General features: G+C 52.6%; 19 protein-coding genes. 14 read left to right on the top strand and 5 right to left on the bottom strand.

The features are described from left to right. Positions 1-4: 4 nt before the first annotated feature. The 3 genes from atpG to atpC are packed head-to-tail and all read left to right on the top strand — an operon-like array spanning position 5 to position 2,744. Positions 5-889: an ATP synthase F1 subunit gamma gene (gene atpG, locus ACLU9Q_RS03350; protein WP_296837477.1), complete on the top strand. Its 885-nt coding sequence runs from the start codon at positions 5-7 to the stop codon at positions 887-889. A gap of 32 nt (positions 890-921) precedes the next feature. Then, a complete protein-coding gene (gene atpD, locus ACLU9Q_RS03345; RefSeq protein WP_296837480.1) occupies positions 922-2,313 on the top strand; it encodes a F0F1 ATP synthase subunit beta in 1,392 nt (463 codons plus the stop codon). A gap of 8 nt (positions 2,314-2,321) precedes the next feature. Beyond that, the gene (gene atpC / locus ACLU9Q_RS03340) at positions 2,322-2,744 is read left to right on the top strand and encodes an ATP synthase F1 subunit epsilon (RefSeq protein ID WP_296837483.1); all 423 of its coding nucleotides are present in this window, start codon (positions 2,322-2,324) and stop codon (positions 2,742-2,744) included. A gap of 84 nt (positions 2,745-2,828) precedes the next feature. Here atpC and ACLU9Q_RS03335 read toward each other — a convergent pair whose 3' ends face one another. The 5 genes from ACLU9Q_RS03335 to ACLU9Q_RS03315 form a co-directional block, all read right to left on the bottom strand. Next, positions 2,829-4,052: an ATP-binding protein gene (locus tag ACLU9Q_RS03335; protein WP_296837486.1), complete on the bottom strand. Its 1,224-nt coding sequence runs from the start codon at positions 4,050-4,052 to the stop codon at positions 2,829-2,831. A gap of 140 nt (positions 4,053-4,192) precedes the next feature. Further along, complete coding sequence (locus ACLU9Q_RS03330) at positions 4,193-4,813, bottom strand: PD-(D/E)XK nuclease domain-containing protein (RefSeq protein ID WP_308594321.1); 621 nt, start codon at positions 4,811-4,813, stop codon at positions 4,193-4,195. Then, on the bottom strand, positions 4,791-5,885 hold the full coding sequence (locus ACLU9Q_RS03325) for an AAA family ATPase (RefSeq protein WP_296841200.1): 1,095 nt from the start codon (positions 5,883-5,885) through the stop codon (positions 4,791-4,793). The genes ACLU9Q_RS03330 and ACLU9Q_RS03325 overlap by 23 nt, the downstream gene beginning before the upstream one ends. Positions 5,886-5,962: 77 nt before the next feature. After that, positions 5,963-7,321 (bottom strand): GHKL domain-containing protein, encoded by a 1,359-nt coding sequence (locus ACLU9Q_RS03320; protein WP_412624663.1) that lies wholly within the window; start codon positions 7,319-7,321, stop codon positions 5,963-5,965. Continuing rightward, positions 7,318-8,040, bottom strand: coding sequence for a LytR/AlgR family response regulator transcription factor (locus ACLU9Q_RS03315; protein ID WP_412624662.1), 723 nt, complete (start codon positions 8,038-8,040; stop codon positions 7,318-7,320). Before ACLU9Q_RS03315 ends, ACLU9Q_RS03320 begins: the two co-directional genes overlap by 4 nt. Before the next feature lie 385 nt (positions 8,041-8,425). On the opposite strand from ACLU9Q_RS03315, the gene ACLU9Q_RS03310 reads away from it, so the two are divergent. The 11 genes from ACLU9Q_RS03310 (at position 8,426) to ACLU9Q_RS03260 (ending at position 22,917) form a co-directional block, all read left to right on the top strand. After that, positions 8,426-8,806: a hypothetical protein gene (locus tag ACLU9Q_RS03310; RefSeq protein ID WP_412624661.1), complete on the top strand. Its 381-nt coding sequence runs from the start codon at positions 8,426-8,428 to the stop codon at positions 8,804-8,806. A 7-nt stretch (positions 8,807-8,813) separates the two neighbouring features. Continuing rightward, on the top strand, positions 8,814-9,416 hold the full coding sequence (locus tag ACLU9Q_RS03305; protein ID WP_412624660.1) for a hypothetical protein: 603 nt from the start codon (positions 8,814-8,816) through the stop codon (positions 9,414-9,416). A gap of 126 nt (positions 9,417-9,542) precedes the next feature. Beyond that, positions 9,543-16,256, top strand: coding sequence for a GLUG motif-containing protein (locus ACLU9Q_RS03300; RefSeq protein WP_412624659.1), 6,714 nt, complete (start codon positions 9,543-9,545; stop codon positions 16,254-16,256). Further along, the gene (locus ACLU9Q_RS03295) at positions 16,253-16,795 is read left to right on the top strand and encodes a hypothetical protein (RefSeq protein ID WP_412624658.1); all 543 of its coding nucleotides are present in this window, start codon (positions 16,253-16,255) and stop codon (positions 16,793-16,795) included. The genes ACLU9Q_RS03300 and ACLU9Q_RS03295 overlap by 4 nt, the downstream gene beginning before the upstream one ends. 103 nt (positions 16,796-16,898) lie before the next feature. Continuing rightward, a complete protein-coding gene (locus tag ACLU9Q_RS03290) occupies positions 16,899-17,435 on the top strand; it encodes a hypothetical protein (protein ID WP_412624657.1) in 537 nt (178 codons plus the stop codon). A 106-nt stretch (positions 17,436-17,541) separates the two neighbouring features. Next, positions 17,542-18,111 (top strand): hypothetical protein, encoded by a 570-nt coding sequence (locus tag ACLU9Q_RS03285; protein ID WP_412624656.1) that lies wholly within the window; start codon positions 17,542-17,544, stop codon positions 18,109-18,111. Between the two features lie 56 nt (positions 18,112-18,167). Continuing rightward, complete coding sequence (locus ACLU9Q_RS03280; protein WP_412624655.1) at positions 18,168-18,680, top strand: hypothetical protein; 513 nt, start codon at positions 18,168-18,170, stop codon at positions 18,678-18,680. Continuing rightward, positions 18,677-19,513: an LPXTG cell wall anchor domain-containing protein gene (locus ACLU9Q_RS03275; protein WP_412624654.1), complete on the top strand. Its 837-nt coding sequence runs from the start codon at positions 18,677-18,679 to the stop codon at positions 19,511-19,513. The genes ACLU9Q_RS03280 and ACLU9Q_RS03275 overlap by 4 nt, the downstream gene beginning before the upstream one ends. Positions 19,514-19,866: 353 nt before the next feature. Beyond that, entirely contained in the window at positions 19,867-21,141 is a 1,275-nt protein-coding gene (locus tag ACLU9Q_RS03270; protein ID WP_412624676.1) for an ABC transporter substrate-binding protein, read from the top strand. Between the two features lie 88 nt (positions 21,142-21,229). Further along, positions 21,230-22,078, top strand: a complete 849-nt coding sequence (locus ACLU9Q_RS03265) for a carbohydrate ABC transporter permease (RefSeq protein ID WP_412624653.1) — start codon at positions 21,230-21,232, stop codon at positions 22,076-22,078. Continuing rightward, the gene (locus ACLU9Q_RS03260; RefSeq protein WP_412624652.1) at positions 22,078-22,917 is read left to right on the top strand and encodes a carbohydrate ABC transporter permease; all 840 of its coding nucleotides are present in this window, start codon (positions 22,078-22,080) and stop codon (positions 22,915-22,917) included. The genes ACLU9Q_RS03265 and ACLU9Q_RS03260 overlap by 1 nt, the downstream gene beginning before the upstream one ends. The last annotated feature ends 9 nt before the right edge of the window (positions 22,918-22,926 follow it).

The raw sequence follows: 22,926 nt of genomic DNA, 5'->3' as shown, positions 1-22,926 counted from the left end.
CCAAATGGCTTCCATGAGAGACATACAGAGGCGTAAAAGCAGTGTATCGAGCATCGGACAGATTACAAAAGCCATGAAGCTGGTATCTACCGTAAAACTGCAGAAGACAAAGCAGCGTGCGGAGCAGGCGAAGCCGTACTTCGAAAAAATGTACCGCACGGTTGCCCATATCCTGTCGCATTCCGGGCAGATCAGGCACCCTTACCTGCAGGGCGGAGAGAGTAAGAAAAAATGTATTATCACGATTACTTCCAACCGCGGGCTTGCGGGCGGCTATAATTCCGGTGTGGAGAAGCTTGTCACCGGGAGCGGCTTTGCCAGAGAGGATATCGAGCTGATCACCATCGGGAGAAAAGGGAAAGACTTCCTGGAGAGACGCGGCTATCATGTCCGAGCCGACTACAGTGACGTTATGAACAATCCGATGTATTCCGATGCGCGCGAGATCAGTGAGGCGGTGCTGAAGGCATTCACGGACGGCGAGATCGGTGAGATTTACGTGGCGTACACCGCGTTTAAAAATACGGTGGTGCATGTTCCGACGCTTATGAAGCTGCTGCCGGTGGAATTTACCGAGGAGGAGCTGGAGGCGGGTACGCAGAAGACGCGTCAGCGTGAGGCGGATCTGAATACGCCGATGAACTACGAACCGGCGGAGGATCAGTCGCTGGATATCATCATCCCGAAATACGTTACCAGTATTTTGTTTGGTTCGCTGATCGAGGCGGCGGCAAGCGAAAACGGAGCCAGAATGCAGGCGATGGATTCGGCGACCAGCAACGCGGAAGAAATGATTGAAAAACTGTCTCTGCAGTATAACCGGGCGCGTCAGAGCTCGATTACGCAGGAATTAACAGAGATTATTGCCGGTGCGGAAGCGATCAGCTAAAGCATTGGCGGATAAGGAGTGAGAGAAAAAGAATGTCAGAACAAGTAAAAGGCAAAATCACTCAGATTATCGGTGCGGTACTTGACATTAAGTTTCCGGAAGGAAAGCTTCCGAGCATATACGATGCGATTCATATTCCGACGTCGGATGGCGGCACGCTTGTGGTGGAGGTTGCCCAGCATCTGGGTGACGACACCGTAAAGTGCATCGCGATGGGACCGACGGACGGTCTGGTGCGCGGGATGGAGGCGATCTCCACCGGAGCGCCGATCTCGGTACCGGTAGGAGAGAAGACGCTCGGGCGTATCTTTAACGTCATCGGTCAGCCGATCGACAACAAAGAAGCGCCGACGGATGTGCAGTATCTGCCGATCCACCGGGAAGCGCCGGATTTTGAGGAACAGGCTACCTCCACCGAGATGCTGGAAACCGGCATCAAGGTTGTTGACCTGCTCTGCCCGTATCAGAAGGGTGGTAAGATCGGTCTGTTCGGCGGTGCCGGCGTAGGAAAAACCGTCCTCATCCAGGAGCTGATCCGCAACATCGCGACGGAGCACGGCGGCTATTCCGTATTCACCGGCGTGGGCGAGCGCACCCGTGAGGGAAACGATCTGTACCACGAGATGTCTGAGTCGGGCGTTATCAATAAAACCACCATGGTATTCGGGCAGATGAACGAGCCGCCCGGAGCCAGAATGCGCGTGGGACTTACCGGTCTTACCATGGCGGAATATTTCCGTGATGAGGGCGGCAAGGATGTGCTGCTGTTCATCGACAATATTTTCCGTTTCACACAGGCGGGCTCCGAGGTGTCCGCACTTCTCGGCCGTATGCCTTCCGCCGTTGGCTACCAGCCGACGCTGCAGACGGAAATGGGCGCTCTCCAGGAGCGTATTACTTCTACAAAGCACGGTTCCATCACCTCCGTACAGGCGGTTTATGTGCCTGCGGATGACCTTACTGACCCGGCTCCGGCGACGACATTTGCTCATTTGGATGCGACCACCGTATTGTCGCGTTCCATCGTAGAGCTTGGTATTTATCCGGCGGTAGACCCGCTGGAGTCCACGTCCCGCATCCTCGACCCGCGCGTTGTGGGTGAGGAGCACTATAAGGTGGCGCGCGGTGTGCAGGAAATTCTGCAGAGATACAAGGAACTGCAGGATATCATCGCGATCCTTGGTATGGACGAGCTTTCCGAGGATGAGAAGCTGATCGTAAGCCGTGCGAGAAAGATCCAGAGATTCTTGTCTCAGCCGTTCTATGTTGCACAGCAGTTTACCGGAACGGAAGGACGCTATGTGCCGATCGCTGAGACGATCCGCGGATTCCGCGAGATCCTGGAAGGAAAGCATGACGACATACCGGAGAGCTTCTTCCTCAACGCCGGCACGATTGACGATGTTCTTGCCCGTGTGAAGTAGGTGAGCGTATGGCAGACGATAAATTGTTTCAACTGAATATCATTTCACCGGAACGCGTATTCTATGAGGGAAAAGCAAGTATGGTGGAGCTGACGACCAGCGAGGGGGAAGTGGGTATCTACAAAAACCACATCCCGATGACGCTGCTGATCGTGCCGGGCATTGTCACCATCACGGAGGAGGGCGGCGGCAAAAAGCTTGCCGCGATCCACAGCGGCTTCATGGAAGTGCTGCCGGACAAGGTGACGATCATGGCGGAGGTGGCAGAGTGGCCGGAGGAAATTGATATCAACCGCGCCAAAGAAGCGCAGGTTCGCGCGGAGCGCCGCCTGCAGAGAAAAGATCCCATGCTCAACCTCAACCGCGCCGAGACTGCACTGCGCAAAGCGCTCGTGCGTCTGGAGCTGGCAGACAGCGCAAAAGGGAAATAAAAGATATGAGAAATGCAAAAGCCGCACCGGTGACGGGGCGGCTTTTTGAAGCATTTTCGGGCTTCATCTACCAAAACATGCACATCAGATCATCCAGATTGGTACGATATAATTATCTGCATTGATAGCCGAAAGCTCTGGACGCATACAGATTAATGCGCCTTTGCCTCTTGGTACGGAGCCTTTATCCAACACAGAGAATGCGCCGATCAGTTCACTTCCGGGATTGACAGAGCGCTTTATTTCTAATGGATGCAGCTGCCCGTTATTTTCGATGACCATGTCGATCTCATTACTGCTTTTATCACGATAATACCAAAGCAGACAGTCCTGTGCAGCGTTGTGGTAGGTTTTTATAATCTCGGAAACTACATAATTTTCCAGAATCGCCCCATTGATCGCTCCGTTTTGTAAAATCTCCGGAGAGGTATACCGCGTCAGATAAGACACAAGGCCAGTGTCGAAGAAATACATTTTTGGTGTCTTTATGGTGCGTTTCAGTAAATTATTGGAGTAGGGCCGAAGATAGAAGATAATATCGGACTTCTCCAGGACCTGCAGCCAGCGCCTGGCGGTATCGTCTGAAACACCAACATCCTGAGCAATGTCGTGGATATTCAGCATTTGTCCGACCCGACAGGCGGCGGCACGGATAAAATCCTGAAATTGAAGTTTATCCACAAGGGCTACCAATTCGCTGACATCCCGATCGATATAGGTCTGCAAGTAGCTGGAATAGAATACATTGCGGTCAGTGAATTTCCCGCTTACATACCCAGGAAGCGAACCTTTCCAGATCCGTTCATAGATTCCGTCCATATTGACAGGTGTCCCGATGCTTTTCCGTGCTTTTAGTGCAGTTAAATCAACGGTAAACGGCGTATTTTGTCCGGTACCGTAAATTTCATGCTGAGACAGGCCGGGCATATGCAGAATCGCTACGCGTCCGGCCAGCGATTCCTGTGCAAGTTCCATCATTTTAAATGCCTGGGAACCAGTCAGCCAGAAAGAGCCGGGAGCAACACCATTATCAATAGCAATTTTAATATAAGAAAACAGCTCAGGCGCATATTGTACTTCGTCAATTAAAATTGGAATATCGTGAACCTGTAAAAACAGTGCCGGATCATTTTTAGCCATGCGTCGCTCTTCTAAGTCATCCAGCGTAACATAACCGCGTTCCGGTGTCATTAGCCTGCGCAGGATTGTTGTTTTACCAACCTGCCTTGGTCCGGTAATCAGCAGACAGGAATATTCTTCGGAAAGGGAGAGAATTTTGTCTTCAAGGTCACGTTTGATATAATTCACAGCAAGACCTCCTTTGGCCAAAATAAGATTTAATCTTATTTTAGCCAAAGCATCTGCGCAAGTCAAGCCTAAAATAAGCAGGTATGCCGGAACCTTTGGGCAAAGTGGAAAACACCGGATGAAAGTTCAAAGTATCAGTCTCAGTCGTCTGTCTTTATCAGACAGGTCTTCCCACGAAACGCCGCACCATAACACAGCACGGTCTTATATCCTTCAAGCTCCAGGTTTTTCTTATACTGCTCTTTCTCGATCTGCTGCAGCGCATACGCACATTCCTTTTCCAGGCTGTTTCTATTTTCTTTCTTTCCGAACCATTTTACCTCGATCACAAGCGCACGCCTGCGCCGCTGTTCTTTTATAATGACGTCCGCCCGGCCGGTTCCTGCTTCTGAATTTGAATTCACCGCATATCCCGCTCCCAGGAATAATCCCGTGACCATCGCATGGTAATAATCCTCTTTGTAGTCAAAATAACTGATCGTGTCAAACAGGATGTCTGTGATCTCCTGCGTCAGCTTTTCTGCGTCGCCGTCCCACCATGCTTTAAACAAAGCAGTGCGGTCCTGTGCCACCATCTTTTCCTCAAACCACTTTTTTACCGTACTGCCAAACACGGACTTTACTTCCTCGTTCGGGATACGCAGCGCCATTTTTCCTTCCTCCGGCTGTATTCCCTCCGGAAGCTTCTCCGGCAGGACCTGTGTCAGATATCCGGTCAGATACAGGATGCTCCACAGGTTATCCTCTGTGGAATGGGGCAATATCGTAGGTCAGATCCTCGCGGATCGGCTCCTGGATCACGCCGCCGGCAAGCAGGGTCTCAAACTTATCGTTGACGTTGATCTGCGGGTGGTCGATAAAACGCCGGATGATGTTGTTGTGGCTGGTGTCGATCCAGTAATTTCCGGGCTTCGCAGTCCGGTCGGTCAGCAGCGCATCTACATGGTTGATCACATCCCATGGACAGTATATTTCTTTGCCGCCGAAGAGGTACCCGTCATACCATTTCTTCATTTCAGGCAAAGCATCCTGCAATTCAGCGGCATCCAGTAATGCGGTCACCTCTGCCTCACTAAACCCAAAGCAATCCTGGTACTTTTTACTGGATATTGAATTGGAAATAAAATTATTTGCTCCTGTGAAGATGCTCTCCTTCGCGATTCGGAGGCATCCGGTTACTACGGCGAATTTTAAGTCCGGATTGGATTTCCACGCCATGCCGAGGAACATCTTTATCACATTCAGCATTTCCTTGTAGTATCCGTTGTCGCTGGCTTTTGCAAGCGGGACATCATACTCATCGACAAGCAAGATCACTTTTTTTCCATAGTACGCATTCATCATACGGAGCAATGTAACCAATGCACTTTTTACATCGGATACCTTGCCATTTTCACTTTTCAGCCGTAGAAAACGCTCTTTATCCGCAATATCAACTTTATCACTATCAGTCAGATAATTATGTTCTATACAAAGCACGGATATGATATATTGCAAAAGATCATAGGCATCCTGATAACTGCTTCCATCCACGTCCTTCAGTGTCAGGAACAGCACCGGCCATTGGTTCATCCATTCCGAACAAAACGCTGTGTCTTTTGCAATTTCAAGTCCTTCAAAAAGTTTCCTGCTATCCTTGCGGATGTCGAAGAACTCTGCAAGCATGCTCATCGTAAGAGTCTTTCCGAAACGGCGCGGTCTGGTAATCAGGTTCACATCAAATGTCCGATCCAGAAGTTCCCTGATGAAATCGGTCTTATCAATATAGTAGCAATTACTTTCCCGCACCTTTTCAAAATTATCAATGCCATACGGCAGATTCACTCTCGCCATCTATCTTCACACTCCTTCCCGGCCGCCGGTCTGACTGCATGGTTTCCAACAGCGTATTTGTATGTCTTTTTACTTTTTTACTGCCTTTCACGAGGCATACCGGAACCGCATTCCGCAATTTTCTCTGTTTCCGCGCGCAGCATGACATTGGCGACAAATCGCCCGTCTTCGTACAGGAACCGGCAGTACCCGCCGTTTCTTTCCGCGATATGACGCACGGATTGTGTTCCGACTCCGGCTCCCCGGCGTTTTGAGGATTGCAGCACGCCGTTTTTTTCTTTGATTTCCCCGTCAAAGGCATTCTCTACGGTCAGCAGGATTACATTGCCGGAATGCAGATAGGCCTGTGCGTGGACGTTCCTTTTTGCGGGTGTTGTTTTCAGGCTTGCCTCCAGTGCGTTTTCCAGAAGGTTGGCAAGTACAAGGCAAAGGTCGATTTCCGGCACTGGCAGGTGGAGGGGCAGATCAAGTTCGCAGGCAAAGGGAACGCCTGCATTGCCAAAAAGCAGCGCATAATGCCCTGCCACGCTGTCTGCCGCCTGGTTATCGCACAGATACATCTCCGTATCGGAAATCCGTTCACGGACGCTTAACAGGTATTCTGTCAGGCTATCCCATTTTTCCTGTGAGGCGAGACGCAGCAGAGCATCGCAATGATGTCTCATGTCATGGCGGGCTTCCCTTGTTTCTTCAATGGCAGTTTTCAGGCTGTCATAGCGCGCCTGCTGCATGGAAAGAAATTCATTTTCTTGCCGGAGATGGCTGTTGCGGTTCAGGCTCGTTGCCATGAAGTAAAACAGAGCGTAAAAAAGCGAGAGCAGAGCCAGCAGCGACAGGCTGACCACAATATAGATCTGCAGCAGCCGTCCGTCAAAGAGCAGCTTTGGATGGACAGGGAGCATAAACAGGTTCAGCAAAATAAACAATATGGGCAGAATCCAGAACACATACCAGGTCTGTGCGAAAGCCTCATCCTCCAGCAGCGATCTTGCAGCGTGAGAAGCCGGATACCATGCGGCCAGGAGAAACGCTGTGCACATTCCAAGCCATGAAAGGGAACCGTAAGGGGTAAACCACAGAACGGATTCCCCATGCCGGAAAGCGATGTCGACCGCATTTGCAGCGCTGCCGAGACAGGAGAAAATCCCGCACACACCAAGAAATACACAGACGGATTTCCAACGTGAGACATCCAATGTAAAATGATAAAAGATCCCGGCGGCGGCTGCGACGGGAAACAGCATATACAGCGCCCGGACAGAACCGAAAAAGCAAAGCGCGCCGCCAGAGAGGCAGAGCAGGATCGCAAACGGGACGGCAAGCGCTGCCAGCTTCCGGGGCGGCAGCTTCAGGTACTGTTTCATGGGAAGATATGCCAGCAGCAGACCGGGAAGGATAACCGACATCTCCAGCACAGGGGAAAGAAATTCTGTCATAGTCCCGGCCTCCTTTGAAACAGGTAATCGCCGAAGGCAAGCCGCGCGTCCTTTGTAAGGTCACGGCTGACAGGGAGCTTTTCCCCGTTTTTGAGGAGGAAAGCCGTGCCGTTAAAATCCTTTGCATATTCCAGATTGACAATGGTGCCCCTGCTGCACTGGAAGAAACGCTCCTTTGGGAGCTGCTGTGCAAATTCCCGGAAGGTCTGGCGGGTGACGGTGGTCTGTCCGTCCGCCGTATGGATATGTATCTGGTGCCGGAAGTGTTCGGCATACAGGATTTCCCCCAATTGCAGCCAGATAGTGCTGCCTGTTACGGGCGTTATCTCTATATACTGGTCGGGCCTGGGGAGCCGCTCCAGTGCCTCGTCAAACAATCCTGTCAGTTCCTCATCCGTATAGGGCTTTACAAGGTAGTGCATTGCCCGGACCCGGAATCCGTCGAGTGCATGATCCCGGGAAGTGGTAGTAAACACCAGCAGGCAGTCGGAATCGAAAAGCCGCAGCTCCTTTGCCGTGTCCATCCCATTTTCATTTTCCATATAAATGTCCAGAAAAGCCATTTCAAACCGCTCTTCCTCTGCGGCGGAAAGGAAATCATGACCACTCTTATATTCAAAAATATCCGCGCGCAGGGAGATACGGGCAAGCTGTACGTTCACCCGCTCGTGCAGGATTTCTCGTTCTGCAGCGATATCATCTATAATTGCAATCCGCATAAAAGCCTCCTTTACCCAAAATCAGTATACAGTATAGCACATGATGGCGGATAGGTCACGGTCTGATTACAATTCGTGCCGGATTTTTTACGATTCGTGCCGCCCCTATGGAAATAAAGACAAAAAAATATTATAATAGCGTCACAACAAAACTGCCGCGAGGCAGGAATTTTTCCAGGAAAGGGTTGCGTACGATGCTGCCAAATGAGATAATCTGTAGACAGACAGACAGACAGACAGACAGACAGGATAATTCTGTCCTTTTATGCTGCCTTTTCCCATATTGTAAAAGAAAGACCGTTGACTGCGGGCGTATTATGCCTGTGCAGCCAGCGGTCTTTTTTGGCTTTTATACAGGAAAGAGAAAGAAGGGAGGAGCGCACATATGCGGGCAGTGTTTTACACGGAATCCATGGAAGAATACCAAATGCTGTCGGGGAAGCTGCTGGAGGAGATACCGGATGCGGAGCTTCATTATATGGAACAGGATGGGTATTTCCGCTTTTGGGACAGTGATATGATCGTGATTGCGCTGGACGGTGCGCGGGGGATGGAAACCGTACTGGAGTGCAGCAGCCGCTATCCGCAGGCGATGATCGTGTGGGTGACAGATGATGAATATTTTGCAAGAATGGCGATCCGCCGCCACATTTTTGATTTTATCCCCCGACCGCTTTCAGAGGAACGTTTTCTGGAGACGGTAAGGAACGCGGCGGTGCAGTGGGGATGGAAATCGGGGCGCAGACCCCTTCTGGAACAGGAGTGATACAGGGATGAGAACGATAAAACAGAAATTACGGAAAATATCCGCATGGGCGCTGGCGGCGGCTTTGCTGGGGAGCAGCTTTGACGGCTCCCTGCCGGCGGAAGCGGCGGCAGCCGGTGAAAATAAAAATAGCGCGGTAATTCTTTCCTTTGCGGAAATTTCAGATGAGATAAAGAAGCAGACGCTGGAAGCCGGCGAGGAACAGTCCAAAATCAGTCTGCCGGAGGAGCTGACCGTTGCGCTTGCGCTGCAGGCGGGTGATTCCGGCGAGGATGCGACAGAAGCATCTGCGGAGTCGGAAACGCAGGAGGCGGCTGCAGAACCGGGTACAGAAGCAGAAGTAGGGGCGGAAACGGTAGTACAGGAAGAAGCCCCGACAGAGCCGGAGACAACTGTGACAGAGACCGCTGAATCACAGTCGGAAACCGCTGCAGTCCAACAAACGGATCCTGTGACGGAAGCCACCGTACAGCAGACAGAGGCTGCCGAAGCACAGCCGGATCCTGTGACGGAAACGGAAGCTGCAGTGCAGCAGACAGAAGCTGCCGAAGCACAGCCGGAAACCGTTGCAGCCAGCCAGCCGGATCCTGTGACGGAAGCCGCAGTGTAGCAGACAGAAGCTGCCCAGACACAGCCGGAAACCGCTGCAGTCCTGCAGGCGGCCCCGCCCGCAGAGACGGAAGCTCCGGCGGAGAGGCAGACGGAAGGCGGCGTCCTGACGTCCCTGCTGGATCGTGTGTTCCCGGCGATGACCGTCCATGCGGCGGAGGAACAGGGAACGGAGGGACAGACAGAGAATGTCACGCTGACAGGGATTACATGGGAAATTGACGCGGAAAAGAGCAGCGCGGCGGAATTTTCTTCCGATGAGTCGGCAATCGGCAATATCTATGTCTACACGCCGGTACTGCCGGAAACAGTGACGCTGGAAACCGGCGGCGGGACAATGGAATATTATCTGGACCTGGGAGAGGGCGCAGAGCTGCCGGAGATTGCCGTCTCGATTGCGGAAAAGGCGGTCAGCGACCCGGTTGCCAGGGTGGAGAAAAATGGAGAAACAGAGGAATTTGACGATATTAAAAAGGCCTTTGAATCGGTCGGCAACGGGGAGACGGCAGTGATCACCCTGCTTGACGATGTGGAACTGGGAGGTTCCGGGTATGATTCGGGGTATATCAAAGTTACCGGTACGGTGACGCTGGAGGGCGGGGCATACACGATTTCCGGTTCGCACATGTCTTATCCTGTGATGGGGATGATCGATGTCCGTCCGGAAGCGAAGCTGACCGTCAACGGCGGTAACTATAAGAATACTTCTTCACAAAAGCATGGCACCATTGTCATATATGTCGGCAGCGGCGGGACGCTTGTGTTCAACGCCGGGACAGTCACCGCAGAATCCAGTTATGTGGGCAATTCTGTTGGCGTTTATGGCATCTATGTGAATCAAAACGGCTCTGCTGAAATAAACGGGGGAACGATCAGCGGCCTTGCACCGGACGGAGAGGGAGCCGGCGTATGTGCGGAAAACGGCAGCCTTACCGTTACCGGGGGCATCATCAGCGGCAGCCTGAAGGGAGCGGAGATTGCCTATAACCTCACAGATACCAGTGCGAATATCAGCGGGGGAACCTTCAGCGGCCAGTACGGGCTGTACGTAAGACTTGGCGGAGGGACACTTACCGGCGGCACATTTACCGGCAGCGTGAGTGCGGTGTTCTGCGATTCGGAGCAGACGGAGACAAACGCGGTCGACCTGCTGGGGGATGGCTTTGTTTATTATCCGGGAGGAACGGCTGAGGGGACGCCTGCCGTTAGCGTCGATTCCACGGACGACGCCCTTCCGGCGGGAACCTATACCGTGGGGAAGTGTGGCAGCCACTCCTTTGGTGAATGGGCTTCATGCGGCGACAGCGGGCACAGCCGGGTGTGCGCGTACTGCGGGACGGAAATGACCGAAGAGCATGCGTATGCGGATGGTATCTGCACGGCCTGCGGCGCGTATGAACCGGCCGTGTGGAAGGAGGAGAATGGCAGATATGAGATCGGGAACGCGGGGCAGCTCTTCTGGTTTGCAGAGCTTGTAAACGGAAGCGGCGGACAGGAAGCAGATCCGGGAGCCAGCGCGGTGCTGACGGCGGATATCGATCTTGGGGACCGCCCGTGGACGCCGATTGGAAATCCGGGCGCGGGATTCGCCGGCGTCTTTGACGGCGGCGGACATACCGTCAGCGGTCTGTCAGTCAGCTCAGATTCGAATTACCAGGGGCTGTTCGGGTATTTTTGCGGCACGGTCCGGAACCTCTATGTGACCGGTACAGTAGCAGGTTCCGAGTATGTGGGAGGCATTGTGGGATTCGCCTTCGACAGCACGATAGAAAGCTGCAGCTTCAGCGGCACAGTGGTCGGGAGCAGCGATGTGGGAGGAATTCTGGGATATAACACCAGGGGCAAGGTTACGGGCTGCAGCTTCAGCGGTGAAGTAAGCGGAAGTGTTGGTGTGGGAGGCATTGCCGGGAGAGCGGATGGCGGCACAGTGATTACCGGCTGTGCTAACGGCGGCTCGGTGAATGGCGGCGGTTATGGCAGCTATTATGCCGGAGGCATTGTCGGGGATATTCAGCGCAGCACCGTTACAAACTGTTCCAATACCGGCAAGGTAAGTGGAGGAACCTATGTAGGCGGCATTACGGGAATGAGCTATGGTAGCATCAAAGGCTGCTGCAGCACCGGCGAGATAAGCGGCAACACTGCTGCTGCGGGCATTGTAGGATACAACAGTGGCTCGGTCACGGTCTGCTATTATCTGGATACCTCAGCGGGAACCGGCATCGCGGATGACGTAAGCTCCGGCATCACCGTGAGCCTGACGGCGGAGGAATTTGCTTCCGGCATGGCGGCATGGCTGCTGAACGGCGGGAGCATCGCAGAGGACGGGACGGTGACGGAGCCGGAAGGAGACGTCTGGAAGCAGGAAATCGGGACGGACAGCCTGCCCGTTTTTTCCGGAGCGACAGTTTACTATTATGAACGCTGCAGCGGCGAAGCGGGCTGGACCAACGATCCCGGCCTGAAGAAAGAGGCGCACCAGATCAGTGAAGAGAATTATTGCTGTACGGTCTGCGGCGCACAGATGGTCGCACGGGTGACGGCGAATGAGGAAACGGCTTATTATACGGATATCACGGATGCCTTCGGATCCGTCGGCGAAGGGGAATTGGCGACGGTCACATTGCTTTGCGATGTGAACCTGGAAACAGAAAAGAATATTATCATTTCCGGCGATGTTACGCTGGAAGGTCAGTCATTTACCCTTTCCGGTTCGCATTCCACAGCGTCTTCCGGAATGATTATTGTGCCGGAGAATGCAAAGCTGACTGTCCGGAGCGGCAATATTACAAATACCACTGCCGGGGATGATGCGCATGCGTATGTTATCTGTGTAAATGGAGGCGAAATGATTGTCGAGGGCGGAATGCTTTCTGGAGTTACTGACAGCAATTCCCCCGCTGCTGGTGTTTATGCAATGAGTGGCGCTGTTGAAATTAAGTCTGGAACGATCAGCGGAACCAATGCAAGGACCGGTGAACCTGCTTATGGAATGTTTGCCGCTTCCTTAGTTACGGTTACTGTTACCGGAGGAACAATAAAGAGCAGCTGCGATGGTCTTTCTATCGGTAGTGAAGACGCAGTACTTACCGGCGGCACATTTATCGGAGATTACCGTGCGATTTCCTGCGACACCGATTCTGCCGGCGTTGGAAAACTGCTGCAGGAAGGCTATGCCTACTATAGCGGAGAGAATGTGGCGGAGACCCCGTCCTATGGTGTGAATACGACAAGTCCGACGCTTCCGGCCGGAATCTATACCGTGGGCAGGTGCGAGAATCACAGCTATGGCGGCTGGTCTGACGCGGGCGATGGAAACCACACTCATGTATGCGAATACTGCGGAACCGGAGAAACCGCAGCCCATAACTGGACAGCATGGACAGAGGATGAGGAAACCGGGAACCATATCCGGACATGTTCGGACTGCGGCGCAGAGGAGAGCGGAGAGCATAAATGGGGTGCATGGGGAGCAGACAGCTCCGGAAACTATATTCGCACCTGTGAAAACTGCGACGCGACAGAGACGGCAGCGGCAAGCGTGAGCAGGGACGGCGGCAGGATGGCAGAGTATTATATTTCCATAGAAGAAGCGTGGGCAGCGGCAAAAGAGCTAAGCAACGGGGATACGCAGACAACACTGACGCTGCTCCAGAATGTGACAGTCAGCACGACGCTGACCGTGGAAAGCGGCGACGACATCATCTTTGCCAGTGCGGCGGGGACGAATCATACCCTGTTCGGCGACGCAAACGAAACGAATGGCGGTCTGATTAATATCGCAGGCGGTACGTTTACACTGGTGAGCGGAACTGTCAAAAATGGCGAAAATGGAAGCAATGCCATTGCAGTAAGTGGCGGCGGTAAATTTATCATGAACGGCGGCTCGGCTGTCGCACAGGCGGACGGACATTCCGGCATCTGCGTATACAAAGGAGGAACGGCGGAGATAAACGGGGGAAGCGCCAGCGGATACAACGGTCTGGCAATCGTAGACGGCGGTTCCGGCACTGTTTCCGGCGGAACCTTTACGGGAACCTATCTGGTTGCTGATAATTCGGCTGCGGTACTACTAAGGAATGTGAGCGGAACGCTGCAGACGATACTGGAACCGGGCATGGCATATTACAGCGGAACGGATGTGATTGCAGAAAATCTGATTACGGATCTGACTGGAACAAGGCTGTACGGCACCGTGACCATAGGCGAGTGCAAACACAGCTACGGCGCATGGACAGATGACGGGGATGGAAAAACCCACAGCAGAGAATGCGTGGTCTGCAGCGCAAAGGTGTCAGAAAATCATACCTGGGATGAAAATGGAAGGTGTACGGTAGATGGCTGCGATGCACAGGGAACGATTGTAGCCAGCGTGACAGCGGACGGAGAGGCGGCCTGGTATACGGATATTGATGAAGCATGGGCGGCGGCAAACGCTGTGGATTCCGCAGAGGTTATGCTGCTGACGAGTGTGACATGCCAGTCGGTTCTGTGGGTGGAGACTGGTTCGGATATCACACTTGCTATGCAGGAAGGGGTTGTCCTGTCTGCAGAAAAAGCTAACTATGTAATCTATGTAAGTAGTTCTGGCAGCTTTACCATGAAAAGCGGCAGTATCGTTACGAGCGGACCATATGGAATATGGGTTCCTGATTCTGGGAATTTTACGCTTGAAGACGGGAGCATTGCGGCCAACGGCGACGACAGCTACTATGGAATATATGCGAGAGGAAACATTGATTTGAAAGGAGGGAATGTCAGCGGCACGAGAGACGGAGTATATATAAGAATAAACGACGGTGTCACTGGAAGTGTTACCATAGGTGATACTGTAATTTCCGGCGGACAGTATGGTGTACAGGTGTTTTCCGGCAGCGTCAGTATAAACGGCGGGAAAATCAGCGGAGAAAGCGCCAGCGTATATGTGTATGATGGAACGGCTTACCTGAATGGAGGAACCATCGACAGTGCGGATAACGGGGTAAAAATCCATAGTCTGGGAACGATGAAAATTGACGGAAGTACCATCAATGGGAAAACAGGTGTGAATAACGAGGGCAGATTGTCGGTTCTGTCCGGAACGATTACCGGCACGGAGATCGGACTTTCTACCGAAGCTGATAATACACAGTTGTCCGGCGGAACCTTTATCGGCGGCACCTATAGCATATCCTGTAAGGATAATACCGCCCTGGCGGGGCTGCTGGCAGAGTATCATGACTGTTACGTTGGAAAAGATGACACAACGGTCAGAATTGAGGATACGGTTCTAAGTGGCACAGAGCTTTCTGCAGTGGACGGTTACGGTACGGTCACGGTGGCCCGCAATTTGGAGTATGTTGCGCTGGTGGAGATGGGCGGCAGTGAAACCTTGTATTCCACCGGAGAAGAATATGAAACTGTTCTGGATGCTCTCAATGCGGCATGGAGTGCTGCGGCGGCAGCGGGAGAGAATGCAACAGTCACGCTTCTGCAGAACATAAATATCGGAACGGATTCTCTGGAGGTTCCGGCAGGCAGCAGCATTACACTGAAAATGGCGGACGATATCGCGCTGTCAGGCAGCAATAACGAAAAAACGGGAGGCATTATCAAGATTACCGGAGGCAGTTTCGTGCTTGCCGGTGGAACCGTCAGAAATACCATTACCTATGGCTATGGCGGGCAGGGCTTCGGTATTTACGTGGAGTCTGGCAGTCTCAGTGTGGAAGGCGGAGAGGTGGTCGGCAATTATGCCATTTATCTGCCGGAGGGCGCCGGGGAGGATGCTTCGGTACAGATCAGCGGCGGACTGATTGCAGGATATGGTTGTGGAATAGGGATATATGGCGGGCAGGTTTCTGTCGAAGGAGACGCCGAGATCAAAGCGACAGGAAATAGTTTGTCTTTTGGAACGTTTGTACAGGGCGGGAAGCTTGCAGTAAACGGCGGTCTGGTCAGCGGAATTGATATCGGTATCTGGAATGTAGGCGGAAACGTGACAGTTTCCGGAGGAACCGTTACTGGCGATTACGGGCTTTACATGTCCTATGGGGAGGCGGAGATACTTGGCGGAACAATCCGCGGAACGGGATATCACGGAGTGTATGCCGAGCATGGTACGCAAGAGGCGGTGAAGCTGACAATCCGCGGAGGAGAATTCGACGGCGCAAGAAGCGGTATTTATCTGTACGAAAGAAGCACAGAAGCGGAAGTCCAGATCTGTATTTATGGCGGGACATTTTATGGAGAATATGGTATTTACGCGGGGGTTGAGAATAAGAGGGTTCCAGAGCTTTTTGGCGGAACCTTTACCGGAAGTGTATGCAGCGTATATCTGAAGGACGGAACAGTTGCCGGCGATCTGCCGGCAGAGGGATATTCCCTGTATGCTGTGGCGGAAGATGGTACGCAGACACTGATTCCAGAGGAGGCTGCGGCTGGCAGCAGTCTTTCTGCGGCGGACGGTTACGGCACCGTAACCGTAAAGAATTCAAATGAAGATGTTATCTCCGTGGAGGTTTCCTGGGATGCGCTGGAATACACCTACACAGACGGCGCATGGAATCCGGACACCTACACCTATGAGGAAGGTAAGTGGACGGCGGACAATGGAGGAGACTCCATTACAGTCAAAAACACAGGCAGCGTGGATACCACGGTTTCTTATCTGTACAGCCCGTCTGTTACAACCGTATCCGGAAGATTTTCCGGTGATGACGGGAACTTTATCGATGCGCCTGTGGCTCTGGCCAGGGGAGAAGAAAGAAAAGCGCACCTGGCGCTGGCGGGCAGACCGTCTTCTGATTTTACCGCCGGGACGCTCGGCACGGTCACAGTCACGATAGGAGGTGAGGAATGATGCAGAATGCAAACAGGGAAAACGGGAACAGGAGCAAGATCCTGATCCTGCTTCTCCTGCTCATCACGGTCATCGCCGTCGGCGTGACCATATGGGCGTTGTTCTTCCGGGACACGGCTCCGGCACTTACGCCGGACTATGCGCCCCAGCAGGAAGAAACGAACGCAGAACCTATTGGGGATGAGGATGATGAAAAGCTGGAAGCAGAGGAGGGCGGCGGAGCCGTATCTTTAAGCTATTCCAACGAAGTAGATATCTCCCTGTCAGCGGGGACGGCAAAGCTTTTCTTCGCCAACCCGACGAAATCCACGCAGGACATGGTGCTGCAGATCGTGGTACAGGATGAGATCATCGTCCAGTCCGGCCTGCTGAAGCCCGGAAACCAGGTGACAGCGCTGGAGCTGCTGGACGGCGCGGCGGGGAAGCTGTCGGCGGGAGGCTACGAAGGGAAATTTGCAGTGCTGTACTATGACCCGGACACCGGGGAGAAGGCAGTGGTGAACACAGAAATACCTGTCACCATCACCGTCAGCGAATGAAAGTGGTTTACAGCCTCAAAGCATCAGCTGGAGGTGTAGATAAACAGGGAAACGGGCGCCCTTAAAATGCCCGGACGATCAAAACTGAATGGAGGAATATATCATGAAAAAAATGATCACAGCGTTTTTGGCACTGTCTTTGATGGCAGGCATGGGAACCGCCGCTCTGGCAGCGGGAGGCAGCGGGACTGTCGGGGAGAATGGGAGCCAGCCCATTGACGTCACGGCAAAGTATACGGGAGGCACCGCCACGGATACGGTCTACAGCGTGGATATCGTATGGGACGATATGACTTTTACCTATCACGAGAGCGGTACCCGTACATGGAACCCGTCCGACCACACCTACACGGATAACACCTCCGCCGGATGGGATAAGACCACGGCAGGCGTTACCGTGACGAACCATTCCAATGCGGATGTTGCCGTTGCCCTGGAATACGTTCCGGTTGAGGGGAACGGCATAAGCGGCGCGCTGGATGAACCGGCATATACCCTGAAAGCCGGCACAGAAAACGGCTATGCTTCCGCAGACAACAAAAAGTCCACATTTACCATCAGCGGAACGCCGAACGCTTCGGTCAGCGTTGAGGGCGTGACGGTCGGTACGATCACCGTAAAGGTCTCCGCCGCACAGTAAACAGCTGTTTTGCGCAGAATGGCACGGGACTGTTTCTGGCCTTCCGGAAGCATTCCCGAATCGCAGAGACGCGAAATGTAATTTTCTGAAGAAAGGATGATTTATTATGAGAGATAAGAAGACAGCAGCATTGTTTCTTTCCCTTGCGCTGGCCTGCAGCGTGAACATCACCGCTTTTGCAGCGGATGAAAGCCCCAAGACAGTTGACCAGATCGGCGGCAGCGCTGTGGCGAATGTCACGGGTACTTATAAAGAAGGACAGTCCGGCGCTGCAAGATATAAGGTAGATATCGCATGGACGGACCTGAGCTTTACTTATACGTCCGGCTCCGAAGGCACGTGGGATCCGGACACTCATACTTACAACGGAGCTACAGAGGGCGGCTGGGGCAGCCAGTCAGGAACCATTACCGTTACCAACCATTCCAATGCCGGGATCACGGCAACGCCCGCTTATGAGGCGAAAACAGGTTATGAGAGTGCCGGGATGGAATTTACGGAGACTTCCCTGCAGCTTGGTACCGCCGACAACGGGAACGGTGAGAATGGCGCAGGGAAGGAGACGGGAGGGATACTGACCGTCACACCGACCGGTACGCTCCCGGAAAATACAAATGGGGCTACCATCGGCACGATCACGGTTACGATCACGGCGTCCGAACAGGCAGGGAACTGACAGGACGGCTCTAAAAATAGTGGTCAAAAGAAACATGAGAGGAGGGGCAGAACATCTTGAATCAGAAAAAACAGAAAGATCTGCTGTTACTGCTGGCGGCAGTCCTTTGTGCGGCTGCCCTGGCGGTGATGACCGCAGTGCTTGCCTTCGGCGCCGGCAAAGGAAGCGGACAGACAGATTTTACCCCTCCTCCTTTTGATCCTTCTGCTGTGCAGGGGACGCCCGACGTACCGGATGGTCTGGGATGGGAGGAACTGGATGCGCAGGCTTTTCAGGTCTCCGTCTGCGGTGCTGTCATCCTGGACGGGGACACGGCGGATATCTGGCTGACGAACCCGGCGGAAAATACGGTCTGGTTAAAGCTGCGGGTGCTGGATGCGCAGGGAGATACGCTCGGAGAGACCGGGCTGATAAGACCCGGAGAATATGTGCAGTCCGTCACCCTTGATGCGCTGCCAGAGGACGGAGACGCCGTCACACTGAAGCTGATGGCATATGAGCCGGAGACCTATTACTCAGAGGGAAGCGTATCCCTGAAAACGACAGTCACGATGGGAGGTGGGAAATGATGAAAAGGAAACGGACCGGGGCTTTGGGCATCGCCCTGCTTTTGTGCCTGCTTATGGCGCTCCCCTGTTCTGCGGCAGCGCTGACGGAAAGCAGAAAGACCGAGATTGAGGTACGTGCGCGGTATATCCAGGAGTCAGACCGGTATACTGCCCCTGTGGAAAACGGGGGAGCGGCGGTCACGCTGGGGGACGGGAGCAGCGTGGCGGTCAGCGGCGTCACGGGGAACGAACTCCGTCTGGTGGTATATCCCATCCCGAAAACGGACGCACAGGGCTTTCGCTGGTTTGAAAGCTGCATGGCAGCCTATGGGACAAATATTTATCCGATGGATATTTATTTCATCGATCAGGATGGGAACCGTGTGGAGGTCAGCCGGACGGTCACGGTCACAGTGGAGACGCTGGAAGCGTATGCGTCCCCGGTCATCTGCCACCTTTCCACGGGAGGCAATGTGACTGTGATGGACAGCAGCGTGGACGGAAAGCGGATCACATTTCAGACGGATCATAACAGTTATTATGTGCTGGCGGAGAAGAAAGAGGAGCCCGGCAGTGAGACGGAGGAAACGGAAACGCCCGGCAGTGAAACGGAGGAAACGGAAACGCCCGGCAGTGAAACGGAGGAAACCGAAACGCCAGGCAGCGAGACGGAGCGGACATCCGGCCCGGCGGCAGGTAACAGCACCCGTCCCGGCAAAACCGGCAGCGCCGGGAAGGCCAGCCCAAAGACCGGCGACGACTCCGGCATATGGATGTGGATCGCCCTGATGTGTATTTCCGGCGTTGGCATCGCCGTAATACTGACAAGGCGCAAACGGAAAACGGTGGTCTAGCAGCAACAATGCGGCGGCCTGGATGAAGAATCCGGCCGCCGTATTGTTTGCCCTTTTTTGAACAGTTACGGGCAGCAGATGCAGAGTGTGAAACAACGTGGTAAACGCAGAGGTATTAGAGAAAATGCACAAAAACAAGACGTTGATTTTGTGAAAATCAAACGAAATAGTGTAAAGGGAGAAAAAAGGACTTGTCAATACTTCCAAACAGTGCTATTATAATACCAGAAACCGGAAACGTTACCGGTAACAATACCGAGAACGTTTCCAAAAAGAAATCAATTTTATAAAAGAAAAGGAGAGGCACTATGAAAACAATGAAAAAAGCATTATCAGTGGCATTATCCGCAGCAATGGTAGCAGGTCTGGCAGCCGTACCGGCAAGCGCAGAAGAAACCGGAAAGGTTTATTACCTGAATTTCAAGCCGGAGCAGGCTGAGCAGTGGGAAGACCTGGCGGCAGCTTACACGGATGAGACGGGCGTAGAGGTTACGGTTGTTACCGCAGCTTCCGGCACCTACGAGTCCACGCTGAAATCCGAGATGGCAAAGAGCGAAGCTCCGACACTGTTCCAGGTAAATGGTCCGGTTGGCCTTGCAACATGGAAAGATTACTGCCTGGATTTAAAGGACAGCGAGATTTACAAGAACTTAAAGAGCGACGACTTTGCGCTGGTAAATGATGACGGTTCTGTATCCGGTATCGCATATGTAATCGAGACCTACGGCATCATCTACAACAAGGCGCTGATGAACGCTTACTTCGAGACAGAGGGCGCAGTAGTTACCTCTATGGACGAGATCAACAACTTTGATACCTTCAAAGCAGTCGTAGAAGATATCCAGGCGAAGAAGGATGAGCTTGGAATTCTCGGCGCATTCACTTCCGCAGGTATGGATTCCTCCTCTGACTGGAGATTCAAGACACACCTTGCAAACCTGCCGATCTACTATGAATATCAGGCAGACGGTATCGGTTCCACCGATGCGATCAAGGGCACTTACCTTGACAACTACAAAGCAATCTGGGATCTGTACATCAACAACGCTACCTGTGAGCCGACGATGCTCTCCGGCAAAACTGGCGAGGATGCAGCTTCTGAATTCGCATTAGGCGAGGCAGTATTTTATCAGAATGGTACCTGGGCATACGGCGATATCCAGGGTAATGAAGTAGCAGACGAGGATCTTGGCATGATGCCGATCTACATTGGCGCAGAAGGCGAAGAGAATCAGGGTCTCTGCACAGGTTCTGAGAACTACTGGTGCGTAAACAGCAAAGCGTCTGAAGCAGACATCCAGGCAACACTTGATTTCCTGAACTGGGTAGTAACCAGCGAGACCGGTAAGACTGCTCTGACACAGGATATGGGCTTTGTAACTCCGTTCTCCTCTATCGGTGATGAATATGCTCCGGCTAACCCGCTGGTTGTAGCGGCAAACGAGGACATCGCAGCAGGACATACCGCAGTAGCATGGTGCTTCACAACAATGCCGTCTGAAAACTGGAAGAACGGCGTCGGCAGCGCACTTCTTGAGTACGCACAGGGCACCGGCGAATGGGACGGCGTGGTAAGCGCATTCGTAGACGGATGGGCTACAGAGTACGCAGCGGCAAACGAGGGCTGATCACAGCAGAAATAAGAGAAACAGTCAGAATTTGAGCAAAAGGGTGAGCGATGCTTCGCTCGCCCTTTTATAAAATAAGGAGCAGAGTATGGATAAGGCAATTAAGAAATATTGGCCGGTGTTTGTGCTTCCGACCATGTTGGCATTCACGATTGGATTTATTGCCCCGTTTGTGATGGGTATCTATTTATCATTCTGTAAGTTTACCACTGTTACCGATGCGAAATTCATCGGCATCAGCAACTATCTGAAAATATTCGGGGATCCGACGGATCCGTTCCTGCATTCGCTCTGGTATACGGCGGCGTTTACCGTGGTATCCGTGATCCTGATCAACGTCCTGGCATTTGCGGTGGCAATGCTGCTGACGAAAAAAATCAGAGGAACGAACATTTTCAGAACAGTATTCTTTATGCCGAACCTGATCGGCGGCATTATTCTTGGTTATATCTGGCAGCTTCTGCTGAACGGTATTCTGATGCAGTTTAACCGCACGCTGACCTATTCCTCCAGCTTTGGATTCTGGGGACTGGTTATCCTGATGTGCTGGCAGCAGATCGGTTATATGATGATCATTTATATTTCCGGTATCCAGAATATTCCGCCGGAGCTTATCGAGGCGGCGAAGATCGACGGCGCAAATTCCCGTCAGGTATTGTTTAAGGTAACGATTCCGATGGTAATGCCGTCCATTACGATCTGTACCTTCCTGACACTGACCAACGGCTTCAAGCTGTTTGACCAGAACTTGGCGCTGACCAACGGCGAACCTTCCAAGATGTCGGAAATGCTTGCCCTGAATATCTTCAACACGTTCTACGGACGTGCCGGATATGAAGGCGTCGGCCAGGCGAAGGCGGTATTGTTCTTTATTCTGGTTGCGGTGATCGCGATCGCGCAGAATCTGCTTACGAGATCGAAGGAGGTGCAGCAGTAATGGACGCGAGAAAAGCAAAGCACGGCGGATTTTTAACCGTATTTTTTACGATCCTCAGTATTTTTTATGTGTACCCGATCGCATTGGTTGTGATTAATTCGTTTAAGAAAAAAGCATATATCAGCAGAGATCCATTTGCGATCCCGGTGGATAAAATGTTTGTGGGTATCGACAACTATATAAACGGTATCGAAAAGACCGGGTTCGTCCAGGCGTTTGGCTGGTCTCTGTTTATCACGGTATTTTCCGTGGCGGCGATCATCCTCTGCACCTCTATGTGTGCATGGTATATCAGCAGGGTAAAGAACAAGGTGACGTCCACCATTTATTATCTGTGCCTGTTCTCGATGATCGTGCCGTTCCAGATGGTAATGTTTACACTGTCCAAGATCGCGAATATCCTGCATTTGAGCAATCCGGTCGGCATTATTGTGGTGTATCTGGGATTTGGAGCGGGGCTTGCGGTATTTATGTTTACCGGTTTCGTGAAATCAATCCCGCTTGAAATCGAGGAAGCGGCGATGATTGATGGATGCACGCCGCTCCAGACCTTTTTCAAAGTAGTTATGCCGATCTTAAAGCCGACCTGCATTACGGTGGCGATCCTGCAGGCAATGTGGATCTGGAACGACTATCTGCTGCCGTATCTGGTACTGGATATCAGAAAATTTAAGACAATCCCGATCGCGGTGCAGTATTTAAAGGGCGGATACGGCTCGGTGGATATGGGAGCCATGATGGGTGTGCTGGTACTGAGCATTATTCCGATCATCGTTTTCTATATGGCATGTCAGAAATATATTATTGAAGGTGTTGTTGCCGGCGCGGTAAAAGGCTGATGCCTGCCT

The organism is Marvinbryantia sp. (assembly GCF_047017445.1).
GTDB lineage: Bacteria > Bacillota > Clostridia > Lachnospirales > Lachnospiraceae > Marvinbryantia.
The sequence above is the reverse complement of the archived record's forward strand: the minus strand, read 5'-3'. Positions and strand labels throughout refer to the sequence as shown.

Excerpts from the sequence above, each read along its gene's own strand:
- ACLU9Q_RS03310 (WP_412624661.1), top strand. The coding sequence starts at position 8,426 with ATGCGGGCAGTGTTTTACACGGAATCCATGGAAGAATACCAAATGCTG.
- ACLU9Q_RS03290 (WP_412624657.1), top strand. The coding sequence starts at position 16,899 with ATGAAAAAAATGATCACAGCGTTTTTGGCACTGTCTTTGATGGCAGGC.
- ACLU9Q_RS03305 (WP_412624660.1), top strand. The coding sequence starts at position 8,814 with ATGAGAACGATAAAACAGAAATTACGGAAAATATCCGCATGGGCGCTG.
- atpG (WP_296837477.1), top strand. The coding sequence starts at position 5 with ATGGCTTCCATGAGAGACATACAGAGGCGTAAAAGCAGTGTATCGAGC.
- atpD (WP_296837480.1), top strand. The coding sequence starts at position 922 with ATGTCAGAACAAGTAAAAGGCAAAATCACTCAGATTATCGGTGCGGTA.
- ACLU9Q_RS03295 (WP_412624658.1), top strand. The coding sequence starts at position 16,253 with ATGATGCAGAATGCAAACAGGGAAAACGGGAACAGGAGCAAGATCCTG.
- ACLU9Q_RS03260 (WP_412624652.1), top strand. The coding sequence starts at position 22,078 with ATGGACGCGAGAAAAGCAAAGCACGGCGGATTTTTAACCGTATTTTTT.
- ACLU9Q_RS03320 (WP_412624663.1), bottom strand. The coding sequence starts at position 7,321 with ATGACAGAATTTCTTTCCCCTGTGCTGGAGATGTCGGTTATCCTTCCC.
- ACLU9Q_RS03275 (WP_412624654.1), top strand. The coding sequence starts at position 18,677 with ATGATGAAAAGGAAACGGACCGGGGCTTTGGGCATCGCCCTGCTTTTG.
- atpC (WP_296837483.1), top strand. The coding sequence starts at position 2,322 with ATGGCAGACGATAAATTGTTTCAACTGAATATCATTTCACCGGAACGC.
- ACLU9Q_RS03270 (WP_412624676.1), top strand. The coding sequence starts at position 19,867 with ATGGTAGCAGGTCTGGCAGCCGTACCGGCAAGCGCAGAAGAAACCGGA.
- ACLU9Q_RS03315 (WP_412624662.1), bottom strand. The coding sequence starts at position 8,040 with ATGCGGATTGCAATTATAGATGATATCGCTGCAGAACGAGAAATCCTG.
- ACLU9Q_RS03285 (WP_412624656.1), top strand. The coding sequence starts at position 17,542 with ATGAGAGATAAGAAGACAGCAGCATTGTTTCTTTCCCTTGCGCTGGCC.
- ACLU9Q_RS03265 (WP_412624653.1), top strand. The coding sequence starts at position 21,230 with ATGGATAAGGCAATTAAGAAATATTGGCCGGTGTTTGTGCTTCCGACC.
- ACLU9Q_RS03325 (WP_296841200.1), bottom strand. The coding sequence starts at position 5,885 with ATGGCGAGAGTGAATCTGCCGTATGGCATTGATAATTTTGAAAAGGTG.